Source organism: Dietzia sp. NPDC055340 (assembly GCF_053645335.1).
The window spans coordinates 76,444-89,459 of the sequence record NZ_JBSHML010000008.1 but is presented as its reverse complement, the minus strand read 5'-3'; the positions used below and the strand labels follow the sequence as shown (position 1 = coordinate 89,459).

14 protein-coding genes and 1 tRNA gene are annotated in these 13,016 nt (G+C 70.6%); 6 read left to right on the top strand and 9 right to left on the bottom strand.

Going from position 1 to position 13,016, the window contains the following annotated elements:
* Positions 1-21: 21 nt before the first annotated feature.
* From ACWIFB_RS07870 to ACWIFB_RS07855, 4 genes are all read left to right on the top strand, one after another.
* Positions 22-561, top strand: a complete 540-nt coding sequence (locus ACWIFB_RS07870) for a tRNA adenosine deaminase-associated protein (protein ID WP_452100697.1) — start codon at positions 22-24, stop codon at positions 559-561.
* Positions 558-1,028, top strand: a complete 471-nt coding sequence (locus tag ACWIFB_RS07865) for a nucleoside deaminase (RefSeq protein WP_454057886.1) — start codon at positions 558-560, stop codon at positions 1,026-1,028. Before ACWIFB_RS07870 ends, ACWIFB_RS07865 begins: the two co-directional genes overlap by 4 nt.
* Positions 1,029-1,130: 102 nt before the next feature.
* Positions 1,131-1,334: a CsbD family protein gene (locus ACWIFB_RS07860; protein ID WP_452100699.1), complete on the top strand. Its 204-nt coding sequence runs from the start codon at positions 1,131-1,133 to the stop codon at positions 1,332-1,334.
* A gap of 113 nt (positions 1,335-1,447) precedes the next feature.
* A tRNA-Ser gene (locus ACWIFB_RS07855) sits at positions 1,448-1,538 on the top strand.
* Between the two features lie 178 nt (positions 1,539-1,716).
* Here the strand turns inward: ACWIFB_RS07855 and ACWIFB_RS07850 are convergent.
* Positions 1,717-2,334, bottom strand: coding sequence for a TetR/AcrR family transcriptional regulator (locus ACWIFB_RS07850; protein ID WP_454057885.1), 618 nt, complete (start codon positions 2,332-2,334; stop codon positions 1,717-1,719).
* A gap of 170 nt (positions 2,335-2,504) precedes the next feature.
* Here ACWIFB_RS07850 and tgt point away from each other — a divergent pair, with 170 nt between their 5' ends.
* Positions 2,505-3,791 (top strand): tRNA guanosine(34) transglycosylase Tgt, encoded by a 1,287-nt coding sequence (tgt, locus tag ACWIFB_RS07845; RefSeq protein ID WP_454057884.1) that lies wholly within the window; start codon positions 2,505-2,507, stop codon positions 3,789-3,791.
* Between the two features lie 271 nt (positions 3,792-4,062).
* Here tgt and ACWIFB_RS07840 read toward each other — a convergent pair whose 3' ends face one another.
* The 5 genes from ACWIFB_RS07840 to ACWIFB_RS07820 form a co-directional block, all read right to left on the bottom strand.
* Positions 4,063-4,416, bottom strand: coding sequence for a CHY zinc finger protein (locus ACWIFB_RS07840; RefSeq protein ID WP_452100115.1), 354 nt, complete (start codon positions 4,414-4,416; stop codon positions 4,063-4,065).
* Between the two features lie 32 nt (positions 4,417-4,448).
* The gene (locus tag ACWIFB_RS07835) at positions 4,449-5,264 is read right to left on the bottom strand and encodes a queuosine precursor transporter (protein WP_454057883.1); all 816 of its coding nucleotides are present in this window, start codon (positions 5,262-5,264) and stop codon (positions 4,449-4,451) included.
* Positions 5,265-5,549: 285 nt separating this feature from the next.
* Complete coding sequence (gene gluQRS / locus ACWIFB_RS07830) at positions 5,550-6,407, bottom strand: tRNA glutamyl-Q(34) synthetase GluQRS (protein ID WP_454057948.1); 858 nt, start codon at positions 6,405-6,407, stop codon at positions 5,550-5,552.
* 179 nt (positions 6,408-6,586) lie between these two features.
* Complete coding sequence (locus ACWIFB_RS07825; RefSeq protein WP_454057882.1) at positions 6,587-6,922, bottom strand: type II toxin-antitoxin system PemK/MazF family toxin; 336 nt, start codon at positions 6,920-6,922, stop codon at positions 6,587-6,589.
* Positions 6,915-7,142 (bottom strand): hypothetical protein, encoded by a 228-nt coding sequence (locus ACWIFB_RS07820; RefSeq protein ID WP_452100112.1) that lies wholly within the window; start codon positions 7,140-7,142, stop codon positions 6,915-6,917. The genes ACWIFB_RS07825 and ACWIFB_RS07820 overlap by 8 nt, the downstream gene beginning before the upstream one ends.
* A 63-nt stretch (positions 7,143-7,205) precedes the next feature.
* Between ACWIFB_RS07820 and ACWIFB_RS07815 the strand changes: the two genes are divergently transcribed.
* A complete protein-coding gene (locus tag ACWIFB_RS07815; RefSeq protein WP_454057881.1) occupies positions 7,206-7,538 on the top strand; it encodes a 4a-hydroxytetrahydrobiopterin dehydratase in 333 nt (110 codons plus the stop codon).
* Positions 7,539-7,809: 271 nt separating this feature from the next.
* On the opposite strand, the gene nuoN is transcribed toward ACWIFB_RS07815, so the two are convergent.
* From nuoN to nuoL, 3 genes are read right to left on the bottom strand one after another with little or no spacing between them, the layout of a single operon-like run.
* Entirely contained in the window at positions 7,810-9,528 is a 1,719-nt protein-coding gene (gene nuoN, locus ACWIFB_RS07810) for an NADH-quinone oxidoreductase subunit NuoN (protein WP_452100110.1), read from the bottom strand.
* The gene (locus ACWIFB_RS07805) at positions 9,525-11,072 is read right to left on the bottom strand and encodes an NADH-quinone oxidoreductase subunit M (RefSeq protein ID WP_454057880.1); all 1,548 of its coding nucleotides are present in this window, start codon (positions 11,070-11,072) and stop codon (positions 9,525-9,527) included. The genes nuoN and ACWIFB_RS07805 overlap by 4 nt, the downstream gene beginning before the upstream one ends.
* Positions 11,069-13,012 (bottom strand): NADH-quinone oxidoreductase subunit L, encoded by a 1,944-nt coding sequence (gene nuoL, locus ACWIFB_RS07800; protein ID WP_452100108.1) that lies wholly within the window; start codon positions 13,010-13,012, stop codon positions 11,069-11,071. Before nuoL ends, ACWIFB_RS07805 begins: the two co-directional genes overlap by 4 nt.
* Positions 13,013-13,016 lie beyond the last annotated feature (4 nt).

Below are 13,016 nucleotides of genomic sequence, written 5' to 3'. Positions count from 1 at the left end.
CAGCCGACTACGGTTGAGCCCATGGCCAGCACCTTCGACCGAAGCTCCCGCGACAGTGGGAGTGACGCCGGCGACGACGCCGTGACCGGCTACGCCCTCGGCGTCATGCAGGAGGGTGGGGCCTGGCACATCACGCGCCTGGCCGACACGGCGTTGACCAGCCTCGATGACGCCGCCCGGCAGGTCCGCTCGCTGCGGACCGAGGGGGCCTCGTTCGGGCTGGTGGACGTGGACCACGAGTTCTTCGTGATCCTGCGGCCCGGCCCGTCCGGAATGCGCCTCCTGCTGTCGGATGCCACCGCGGCGCTGGACTACGACCTCGCCGCCGATGTGCTCGACGAGCTCAACGTGGAGGTGCCCGACCTGTCGGACGAGGAGCTCGAGGACACCGACCCGTGGGGTGAGGGCGACATGGCGATCCTCGAGGATCTCGGGCTGCCGGAGGGGGTGCTGGAGATCATCGTCTCCGAAACCGACCTCTATGCCGACGAGCAGCTGCAGTCGGTGGCCGAGCGGATGGACTTCGCCGACGAGCTCGAGCGGCACCTGCCCGACTCGTGAGTTCACCGTCGCGCCTGGCCGCCGACGAGACGCTGGTCCGCCGGGCGCTCGCCGTGGCCGCCGGGGCGCCGGCCGGGGATGTGCCCGTCGGCGCGATCGTGCTCGGGCCGGACGGCCGTGAGCTGGCCGCCGCCGCGAACCGGCGCGAGGCCGACGGCGACCCGTTCGCCCACGCCGAGGTGCTCGCGCTGCGGGAGGCCGCCCGGGTGCTCGGCGACGGCTGGCGGCTCGAGGACTGCACCCTGGTGGTGACGCTGGAGCCCTGCACGATGTGCGCCGGGGCGGCGGTGGCGGCGCGGGTCGGACACATCGTCTTCGGCGCCTGGGAGCCGCGCACCGGGGCCTGCGGGTCACTGTGGGACGTGGTCCGAGACCGACGGCTCGTGCACCGACCGGAGGTACGCGGAGGCGTTCTCGAGGACGAGTGCGCCGCGATCCTCGAGGACTTCTTCCGCGCCCGACGGTGACCCGATCGTGACCCGCGAGCGGTGGAGTCGTTCACCTCGCCTACGTACGGTGGGCCTCACGAGGCGCCGACACATCGGTGCCGCGATCGAGAGGAGCACCACATGGGAGTGGGAGACAAGTTCTCGAACAAGGCCGAGGAGCTGGCCGGGCGCGCGAAGGAGTCCGCGGGAGCGGCCTCCGGTGATCGCGACATGCAGGCCGAGGGCCAGGCCGACCAGGGCTCGGCGAACCTCAAGCAGGGCGCCGAGAAGCTCAAGGACAAGGCCAACGAGGTCGCCGGCAAGATCACCGGCAACAAGGACTGACTCCGTCTTTCGGCCGGTCAGAGCCTGCCCTGAACAGGCTCTGACCGGCCGCTGACTGGCCGCTGACCCCGGCGATTTTCGCGACGGGGCCGGTTTCTAGTAACGTACTTCGCGGTGGCGTGTCCGAGCGGCCGAAGGTGAAGCACTCGAAATGCTTTGTTGGGTAACCCCCAACCGTGGGTTCAAATCCCACCGCCACCGCCAAAGGGAGAGCCCCGGATCTCGTTCAGAGGTCCGGGGCTCTCGTCGTTGCAGGTGCTTAAGGACTCCCGCGAGGCCCGCCGCCCGTCGCCCCTCATCGAGAAGAGCGTTTGGCACAATTCCACTCGACGGATACGGGGGAAAGGCTCTTCTCGATGAGGCCGGGGTGGGCTGGGGGCGATCAGTGGGTCGGGCGAGCCCCGGTCGCGACGGGATCGGCGAAGTCCGGCAGCGTCGCCACAGCGAACAGCGTGGTGAGCGCCGAATCGATGATCGACTCCTGCGGCTGCCCCGACTCCTCGCCCAGCAGCGCGAGCTCCTCGATCCCGGCCAGCCAGGCGCGGGTGAGCACCAGCGTCATCGGCTGGGGGTCGGCAACGCCGACGCTCGCGAGGATTCGTAGGCAGATGGTGCGATGCATGCTGTTGACGACCCGCTCCAGCGCCGGATCGACAGACCGACCCGACCGCAGGACCGCCACGTAGTTGTCGCGACGCCGCTGGATGAAACGCACCAGCGCGGTGATGATCGCCCGGGTGCCGCCGTCCGCATGCGTGCCCTCGGGAACCTCCGTCAACGACAGCACGTGATCGGCCGCCGACCGGACGACCTCGGTGAGGTAGTCCAGTTTCGTGGGGAAGTAGTGGAACATCAGACTGCGGGAGACGCCTGCGCGCTCGGCCACGTCGTCCAGGGACAGAGCCTGGAACGGCGTGGTCTCCAGCAGCCGGATCCCGAACCCGACCAGCTGGGCTCTGCGTTCCTGCCGAGAGAGTCTCCGGCTCCCTACTGAGGTCATCGGCCACCTTGTCGTCGTCTTCGTCGTCGTTCTCGCAGTCGTCCTGGCTATCTCGCTGGTCGTCGAATCCAGCGCCTCGGTTCCCACCTTCGCGTTTTCGGGGCCCGGGCACCACCGGTCATCCTAGGGGCACGGCCGTTGCGCCCCGCCCGACGTGCCACGATGGACGCATGTCGGACCACGCGCCCTCCTCGACCCGCCCCACCACCTTCGACGTGGGCGAGCGGATGGTGCTCGACGGCACCGCCGGCGGGCGGACGGCCGTCATCCGCACCCCGCACGGGGACATCGCCACGCCGGCGTTCATCCCCGTCGGCACCAAGGCCACCGTCAAGACGCTGACGCCCGAACAGATCCGCTCGACCGGGGCGCAGGCCGTGCTCGCCAACGCCTACCACCTGTATCTCCAGCCCGGCCACGACGTGCTCGACGCCGCCGGCGGCCTGGGCGAGTTCATGCGCTGGCCCGGGCCCACGTACACCGACTCCGGCGGCTTCCAGGTGATGAGCCTGGGCGTGGGGTTCAAGAAGGTGATCGAGATGTCCGCCGGCGCCGCGACCAAGCCCGACGACTCCGCGACGAACAAGGGGCAGGGGCGGCTGGCGAAGGTCGACGAGGACGGCGTCACCTTCACCTCCCACCTCGACGGCTCCCGGCACCGCTTCTCGCCGGAGGTGTCCATGCAGATCCAGCACGGGCTCGGCGCCGACATCCTGTTCGCGTTCGACGAGCTCACCACGCTGATGAACACGCGCAAGTACCAGGAGAGCTCGGTGGAGCGGACCCGGCGCTGGGCGCAGCGGTGCCTCGATGAGCACGAGCGGTTGTCGCTGGAACGCACGCACCGGCCGGGGCAGTCGCTGTGGGGTGTCGTGCAGGGTGCCCAGTTCGAGGACCTGCGGCGGCAGGCCGTGCGGGGTCTCGTCGAGATGAGCGACCGCGCCGAGTCCGAGGGGCGGCGTGGGTTCGGCGGCTACGGGATCGGCGGGGCACTGGAGAAGGAGAACCTCGGCACGATCGTGGGCTGGTGTACCGAGGAGTTGCCCGAGGACCGGCCGCGGCACCTTCTGGGGATCAGCGAGCCCGACGACATCTTCACCGCGGTGGAGAACGGCGCCGACACCTTCGACTGCGTGGCGCCGACCCGGCTCGCGCGGCACGGCGGTATCTACACGCTGGACGGGCGCGTCAACATGACGCGGGCGCAGTTCCGCCACGACCACTCGCCCCTCGACCCGGGCGGCTTCTCCGAGGTCTCGCGGGAGTACTCGCGTGCTTACATCCACCACCTGTTCAAGGCCAAGGAGTTCCTCGGTCAGACCCTGCTGACCCTGCACAATCTTGCGTTCGTGGTGCGGCTCGTCGACGACGTGCGCGCCGCGATGGCCGCCGGGCCCGACGAGTACCTCGCCTACAAGACGGAGTTCACGGGGCGGTACTACGCGCAGAAGCGGTGACGGCCCGGCTGGGGTTGCCGACTCGTGGGGGGCTGAAGGCATGTTGTCGGAGGAGCGGATCGAAGCCATCAACGCGGCGCTCGCGAGGGATTGATTCTCTTCAGGAGTCGATGTTGAGCAAAGTGGTAGCCAGGTTGCCGGAAGGCGCCGGAGCGCGGGGTCTCCCAGGCGGCGCGCCGTCGAGTGGTCTCACCCCCTCGCATTCGCCCAGAGGAGCCTTCGGGATCTGCCGGATCTGCGACCACTCGACGAGGTGATGGGGCAGGGGCCGCTACTCGAAGTAGATCGAGTGGTGCAGCGAGCATCCCGGGTTGAACGGCGACTCGCACGACGGGCAGGCGTCGGCCTCGAGGTAGTCGCTGATCGAGAGCGTGGTGCGGCAGACGCCGCACAGGATCGCGCGGGTGTCGAACTCGGCCTTCGGCCACGCCGAGACCGGGTGGTCGACGGTCTCGGCGTGGCAGCGGAAACACGGATAGAACTCGCCGCAGCAGTGGAAGCGGATCGCGATGACATCCAGCGGGCCCGCGTAGTGCACGCATCGGGTCTGGTCGTCGACGGTCGGGCCCAGCACCCTGACGGCGGGCACACCGCGCCCGCCGCCCGGGTGGTCGCGCGAGATCATGCCACCGAGTCTGCCAGCGCGGTCGCCAACGGTCAGACCGTCGAGTCCGCGAGGGCCGCCTGGTAGGTGGGCTCGCGCTTCTTGATCCAGCCGATCACCAGGTACGTCACCGGCAGCAGGACAGCCTCGACCAGCGTCTTCCAGACGAAGCCGATCACCACGTAGTTCCAGTAGTCGCCCGAACCGAGCACCATGCCCAGCGCGGGCGCGGCGATCGTGCAGAACACCAGCGTGTCCGCGAGCTGGCCCACCACGGTCGAGCCGAGCAGCCGCGCCCACAGGCTCTTCTCGCCGGTGCGACGCTTCATCCACACCAGCACGTACGAGTTGAGCAGCTCGCCCACCACGTAGCCGGCCAGGCCCGCGAGGAAGAACTGCGGCACGACGCCGGCCACCGCCTCGAACGCGTCCTGGTTCTCGTAGAACGGGGCCGGCGGCAGCTGCGTGGTGATGGTGAACGTCAGCGCGGCCAGGGCGAGCACGGCGAACCCTGAGATCACGACGCGGCGCATCGCGCGGAAGCCGTAGACCTCGCTGATCACGTCGCCCAGCACGTAGGCCAGCGGGAAGAGCAGGAAGGCGCCGTCGGTGACGAACCCGTCGAGCGAGAGGAAACCGAGCTCGAAGCCCAGGTCCGGGAAGAGGAGGACGCCCTTGGTACCGGCGACGTTGCTGATGAGCATCACGCCGACGAACAGGGCGATGAGGTAGCCGTAGTAGGGGCTGGCGACCGCGGCGAACACGGCCCGGTCGCGGGCGGAGGGGGTGCTGCGCGCCGGCTCGGAAGTGTTCCCGTCCGGCCGCCCAGTCCCGAGCGGATCTGGATTCTTCTGCGATGAAGTGGTCACGGGCGTCGATTATCCGCGCCGAGGTCTGTGCGTGGCGAATTCGCGGCCCGCCCAGCCGATCGAGTTCACCCGGCCATCGCCCGGCCACCACCCTGCACCCTCGGTTGCAAGACACGCCCCTCCGGTCGCAAGACATCCGGTGCGTTTTCTCGCCCTTGGAACGCACATTTTGTCTGGCAACTGCATGGCGGTGTCTTGCAACCGGGGTGTGCGGGTGGGCGGGGCGTGGTCGCGTGGGACAGAGCCGGCGATCGGCCAGCGACCAGCCGACGATCGGCCCGCCGGTCAGCCGAACACCCAGGGCCCGGATCGCAGGGCCGCGAAAGTGACCCGGCCCCGAAGGTCGTGGATCGAGTCCGAGCCCTCGGGCCCACCCAGCGAGGCCACGATGCGGGCGACGGCGGCCCTCGTCGTCGTCCCCGCCTCGGCGAGGTCGGCCAACGTCACCGCGCCGTCCCGCTTGGCGAGCCGCTCCCCGGCCGCGTTCACCGCGAGCGGCACGTGCACGTACTCGGGGCGCGCGAGGCCGAGCAGGTCGGCGAGGTAGGCCTGGCGCGGCGTGGAGGGCAGGAGGTCCTCGCCGCGGACGACCTGGTCCACGCCCTGCGCGGCATCGTCGACGACGACGGCGAGGTTGTACGCCCACACGCCGTCGCCCCGGCGCAGGACCACGTCATCCACAACACCTGTATAGGTGCCGTGGACCCGATCGGTGATCGTCAGCTCGGTGAGCTCGGCCCGGAGCCTCAATGCGGGGACCCGCCCCGGGCCGAGGGCGGCGCGGCGGCGGGCACGTTCGGATTCGGGAAGGTCGCGGCAGGTGCCCGGGTAGGAACCCGGCGGGGAGTGCGGGGCGCGCGCGGCCTCGGCGATCTCGCGGCGGGAGCAGTAGCACTCGTAGACCAGGCCGTGGTCGGCGAGCCGGTCGGCTGCGGCGGCGTAGGCGGGGAAGCGCTCGGACTCCCACATGATGTCGCCGTCCCAGTCGATGCCGATCGCGGCGAGGTCGGCCAGCTGACGCTCGGCGACGCCGGGGCGGGCACGGGCGGTGTCGAGGTCGTCGACCCGAATCCGGAACGCCCGGCCCGAGTCGCGCGCGAGCAGCCAGGCGATGACCGCCGTGCGCAGGTTTCCGAGGTGCAGGTCGCCCGACGGGCTGGGGGCGTAACGGCCGGCGCCGGTCGTTCGTGGGCGGACGGTGTCCGCGGGCCGGGCGTCACTGCTCGGCGAGGGGAGGCGCGGGCTGGACGGGGCGGTCGGTGCGGTCACCATTTCAGCGTAGGCGGGGTGGTCCGACGACACGATCCGGCTCCGGTGCACTGTCAGTCGTCGATGAAATCGGTGAGCCACCGGCGGATCTCGATCAGCGTCGATGAGTCCACCCGGCCGGCGCGGCCCACTACACGTCGGCGGGAGATGGTGCGCACCTGCTCGGTCATGGCCCACGATCCGCGAGGGGGCACATCGCCCCGGAGTCGCACGTGGTTCGACCACTTGCGGTCAACCGACGTCACCGGGACGACGATCACGAGGGTGTCAGCGATCGAGAGGTGCCCGCGGGAGGACACCACCACGGCGGGCCGTCGGCCGCTCTGCTCTCGGCCCACGGTGGGGTCGAGGGTCACCCACACGACGTCGCCGGGTTCGGGATCAGGCATCCTGCACGGAATCCCACCAGTCGGTCTCCTCGCGATAGGAGGCCAGATCGGCCGGATCTGATGCATCGATCTCGGCACGAAGCCGGTCGAACCGCTGCTGTTTCTCGACGAGCGAAGCGAGATAGGCCAGATGCTCGCCCAGCGTGCGGTGCTCGGCGGCCGCCTGATGCTTGAGAACGTCACGCAGCTCACGACTGACCTTGATCGTCGTATGAGTCATACCCGGAGTATACCTTCGCGGGTCGGTCAGCGCGGGGTGCGGCGAACTGTCAGACTGGGCGGCATGAGCGCAGACGACAACACCCGCCTGACCGAGGAGCAGATCGAGGAAGGTCTCGCCGATCTTCCCGGCTGGGCGTTCTCGGAGGGGTCCCTGACCTACACCGCGGTATGCGAGTCGCCGCAGGCCGCGATCGACCTGGTTTCCGCCATCGGGCAGGCGGCGAACGGCCAGAACCACCACCCTGACCTGCTGTGGAGCTACGACGAGGTGACCCTGGACCTGCGCAGCCACGACGTGGATGGCGTCACCCAGCGGGACCTGCGGCTCGCACGCGCGGTGTCGGCGCTGTCGGGAGAGTTCGACGCGGCCCCGCTGGGCATCGACGACGTCTGAGCGCCCGCTCCGCCCGCCGGGCGTCGACGACGCCTGAGTCCCCGACTGGCCCCGCCCTGGCCGTTGGCAGAGGTCGCCGCCGGCTGCTCAGCGTGCCCTAGATTGCGCCGCCGCCTGCTCACCGGGCTCGAGGTTTCGTCGAGTGGTCGCAGATGCGGGGTTCGGCAGCGGGTGTCTTGGGAAAACGTGAAGGGGTCAGACCACTCGACGATCGGCGGTCCGGTCAGCCGGCGGTCCGGTCAGCCGGCGGTCCGCACAGCCGGCGGTCCGGTCAGCCGGCGAACGCGAACGCCGAGGCCGCGCCGGCGAGGTCCAACAGCGGCTGCGGGACGCCCCCGAGCACCAGCGTGACCGCCACCGACACACCCACCACCGCGAGGGTGGCCGGCCGCTGCGCGAACGCCACGTCGGGAGACCCCGCCGCCGCGTCCACATCCCCGTGCGCGGCCGCCGCGCCCGAGTACGCCTGCGCGGCCCCCGCGCCCGCGGGAGCCCCCGCACCCGCCCCACCAGGCGTCTCGCGGAAGAACATCACCACGATCACGCGCACGTAGAACGACGCCGCGATCGCGCTGGAGAGCACACCGATCAGCACGAGCCACACCGCGCCGGCGTCGACCGCGGCGGAGAACACCGCGAACTTGGCGATGAAGCCGCTGGTCAGCGGGATTCCGGCGAGCGCCAGCAGGAGCACCGCGAACGCCCCCGCGATCGCCGGCTGCCGCCTCCCGAGCCCCGCCCACGAGCGCAGGTCGGTGATCTCGGCGCCCTCGGGATCGCGGACCAACCCGGCCACCGCGAACACCCCCACCGTGCTCACCGCGTACACCGCGAGGTAGAACAGCAGCGCCGTAGTCCCGGCGGCCGGCGCGCCGACCATCCCCGTAAGCAGGAAGCCGGCGTGCGCCACCGACGAGTACGCGAGCAGCCGCTTGACGTCGTTCTGCGTCACGCCCACCACGGTGCCCACGACCATCGTCAGCGCGGCCACGGCCCACAGCACGGGCACCCACTGCGACTCGAGCCCGGGCACGGCCACGTAGAAGAACCGCAGGATCGCCCCGAACGCGGCCAGTTTGGTCCCTGCGGCCATGAAGGCGGTGATCGAGATCGGCGCCCCCTGGTACACGTCCGGGGTCCAGTTGTGGAACGGCGCGGCGCCGACCTTGAACAGCAGCCCCACCGACATCAGCGCCACCCCGATCAGCGCCAGGGTGCTGCCGCCCTCGGCCCGCACGGTGGCGGCGATCCCGTCGAAGTCGACGGTCCCCGCATAGCCGTACATCATGGCGATGCCGTAGGCGAAGATCGCCGACGAGAACGCCCCGAGCAGGAAGTACTTGAGCGCCGCCTCCTGCGAGAGAAGTCGTCGTCGTCGGGCCATCCCGCACAGCACATACAGCGGCAGCGACAACACCTCCAACGCGATGAACAGCGTGATCAGATCGTTCGCGGCGGGGAACAGCATGAGGCCGCCGGTGGCGAACAGCACCAGCGGGAACACCTCGGTCTGGGTGACGCCGGCGCGCTCGGCGGCCCGTTCGTTGTCGCCGCCCGGCGCCAGCGCGGCCTGGGGCGCGAAGCCGGCGAGGACGGGCCCGCGGGAGGTGCCCGCGCGTGTTCCGGGAGACGATGACGAAGACAACGCCGACACCGCGCCCGCGCCCACCCGTCCGGAAGCGGTCGCCACGCCGGCCCGGCCGCGTTCGCTGATGAGCAGCCCGGCACCGAGAGCCACCACCACGGTCGCACCCTGCAGGAACAGCGCCGGCCCGTCGACGGCCACGGCGCCCTCGGCGGTGACGACCTGCGTGCCGGCGAGCAGCAGCACCGCGACCAGCGAGACGGCGAGCCCGCCGAGGTACAGCGCCAGCTGGGTGACGTACCGGGCCCGTGCCGGCACGAACGCCTCGACGAGCACCGAGACGATCGCCGTGCCCAGCACGATGAGCAGGGGCAGGACGGCCTGGTAGTCGATGTCCGGGGTCATCGGGCGGCACCTTCCACGTGGGCGACGGTCGCGGCGACCGCCGGATCGATCACGTCCAGCGCGGGCTGCGGGTAGAAGCCCAGCGCGACCAGTGCCACCACGAGCGGCGCCAGCACCACCCGTTCGCGGACGCTCAGGTCGCGGGTCGACTCGAGCCCCGGCGCAACGGGCCCACCCATCACGCGCTGGTAGGTCCACAGGATGTAGACCGCGGCCAGGACGAAGGTCGCGGTGGCGAGCACGGCGGCCACGGCGTACGGACCGAACGTGCCGACGAACACCAGGAACTCGCTGATGAACGGCGCGAGCCCCGGTAGCGACAGCGTGGCCAGCCCGGCGATGAGGAATACCCCGGCCAGCACGGGCGCCACCTGCTGCAAGCCGCCGTAGTAGGCGATCTCGCGCATCCGGTGCCGCCGCACGAGGAACCCGCTCACGAGGAACAGCGTGGCCGTGGCCAGCCCGTGGTTGACCATGTAGAGCGTCGACCCGGCGGCGGCCTGCTCGGTCCCGGCGAAGATGCCCAGCACGATGAACCCGAAGTGCGAGATCGACGCGTACGCGATGAGCCGCAGCAGGTCGGTCTGGGCGATCGCCATGAGTCCGCCGTAGATGATGCTGATCACCGCGAGCGTGATGAGCACGGGTGCCGCGGTCCGCGCGGCCTCGGGGAACAGCGGGAGGCTGTAGCGCAGCAGGGCGAAGGTGCCGACCTTGTCGATCACCGCCATCATGAGCACCGCCGAGGCGGGCGTGGCGGCCACCGCGGCGCCGGGCAGCCAGGTGTGGAAGGGCCACAGCGGCGCCTTGATCGCGAACGCGAGCGTGAACCCGGCGAACAGCCACAGCATCGCACCGGGCGGGATCGAGAGGCTGCCGTCGGCCACGGCGGCGGTGATGAGCCGGTAGTCGAACGTGCCGCCCCCGTCGGGTCCGATCCCGGACCACGAGGTGTACATATACAGCGTGATCACCGCGGCCAGCATGACCAGCCCGCCGAGCAGGTTGTAGATGAGGAACCGCACCGCCGCGCGCGCCCGCTCCGCCCCGTCGTCCGAGCCGCCGCCGAACATGCCGATGAGGAAGTACAGCGGGATGAGCATGGCCTCGAACGCCACGTAGAACAGCAATACGTCGAGGCTGAGGAACGTCACGAGCGCGAGTGCCTGCGTGGCCAGCATGAGCGCGGGGTAGGCCTGCGCGCGCCGACTGTCGGGCCCGCCGGCGTCGCGCCACCCGGCGAGCAGGAGCAGCGGCATGAGCGCGGTCGCGAGCAGCACCATGACCAGTGCCACGCCGTCCACGCCGAGCGAGTAGGTGGCGCCGAACGCGGAGATCCACGGCCGGGACTCGACGAACTGGTAGCGCTCGCCGCCGGGTGAGAAGCCGACCGCCACGGCGACCGCCAGGCCGAGTGCGATGAGGGAGGCGAGCAGGGCGAGGGGCCTCGCCGCGCGTGTCGCTCCCCGGGGCAGGACGACGACGACAATGGCGCCGATCAGGGGCGTCAGCCACAGGGCGGTGAGCAGTCCGGGGCCGGTCACAGGGTACCTCCCACGAGCATGGCCGCGATCACCAGGCCGGCGCCCGCCAGCATGTACAGGGCGTAGGTCCGGGTGAGTCCGGATTGCAGGAGGCGCCCGCGGGCGGAGGCGTCCCCGACGGCCGCCGCGACCCCGGTGGCCGCGCCCGCGACAACGGTGCGATCGACGACGGCCGTGCCGGCCACGACCGCCTGGCCGGGCCGCATGAACAGCGACTCGTTGAGGTCGTCGGCGTAGAGGTCGCGCCGGGCGGCCCGGGTGAGCGCGGAGCCCTCGGGCGCGGTCACCGGGACGGCTCTGCGGCCGTAGAGAACGACCGCCACCGCCACACCCAGGGCCACCACGACCAGCGACAGCGTGGTGACCAGCCACACCGGCAGGACGTGCGCGGCGTGGTGTTCGCCCACAACGGGGGCCAGCCAGTCCTGCAGGCGGCCGCCGATGGCGAGCACCAACCCCGCGAGCACCGAGCCGATCGCGATCACGATCATCGGCCCGGTCATCACCGGCGGCGACTCGTGTGGGTGGGCCTCCGTGTGCCAGCGCTTGGGACCGAAGAAGGTCAGGATCATCACGCGGGTCATGTAAAAGGCGGTCAGTCCGGCGCCGAGCAGCGCGAGCGCCCCGAGCAGGTAGCCGCCGACCGAGCCCGCCCCCGCCGTGCTGCCCAGGTCGAACGCGGCAGAGATGATGCCCTCCTTCGAGTAGAAGCCGGCGAACGGCGGGACGCCGATGATCGCCAGGTACCCCAGGCCGAATGTGACGAAGGTGATGGGCATGACCGCGCGCAGGGCCCCGTAGCGGCGCATGTCCACTTCGTCGTCGAGCCCGTGCATCACCGAGCCGGCGCCGAGGAACAGCCCGGCCTTGAAGAAACCGTGGGTTAGCAGGTGCATGATCGCCAGCGCGTACCCGGCGGGGCCGAAGCCGGCCGCCATGACCATGTAGCCGACCTGGCTCATGGTGGAGGCGGCCAGCACCTTCTTGATGTCGTCCTTCGCGCAGCCGACGATCGCGCCGAACAGCAGCGTCACCGCGCCCACGACGATCACCGCGGTCCGGGCCGTGGGGGCGGCGTCGAAGATCGGGTTCGCGCGGGTGATGAGGTAGACGCCCGCGGTGACCATGGTCGCTGCGTGGATGAGCGCAGAGACCGGGGTGGGGCCCTCCATCGCGTCGCCGAGCCAGGACTGCAGCGGCACCTGTGCCGACTTGGCGCACGCACCCACCAGCAATAGCAGCCCGAGCGCCGTGACCAGGACTGTGCTGGCCGGCCCGTCGACGGCCGCGAACACGCCCTCGTAGCTCAGCGTGCCCAGCTGGGTGACCATGACGAACAGCGCGATGGCCAGTCCGATGTCGCCGACGCGGTTGACGAGGAACGCCTTCTTGGCCGCGGTCGCGGCGGAGGGCTTGTGCTGCCAGAACCCGATGAGCAGGTACGAGACCAGGCCCACGCCCTCCCAGCCCAGGTACAGGACGAGAAAGTTGTCCGCCATGACCAGCAGCAGCATCGCCGCGAGGAACAGGTTGAGGTAGGCGAAGAACTTACGCCGCGCGGGATCGGTGGCCATGTAGCCGATCGAATAGATGTGGATCAGCAGGCCCACACCGGTGATGAGCAGCACGAACACCATCGACAGCTGGTCCAGCCGCAGCCCGAAGTCCACGTGCAGCTCGCCCACGGAGATCCACGTGAACAGGGTCTGGGTGGCGGCCCGCTCGCCGGCACCGCGGCCGGTCATCTCGACGAACTGCCACAGCGCCACCGCGAAGGCGGCCAGCGCGACCGCGCACGCGAGCAGATGCCCCCATGCGTTCGCGCGTCGCCCGATCAGCAGCAGGAGTACCGCGCCGAGCAGGGGCAATGCGGGGACGAGCCAGAGGGCGGGGTCGGCGACGGCCGGCGCGAGGGTGTGCGCGAGGGCGGTGGATGTCATCGTC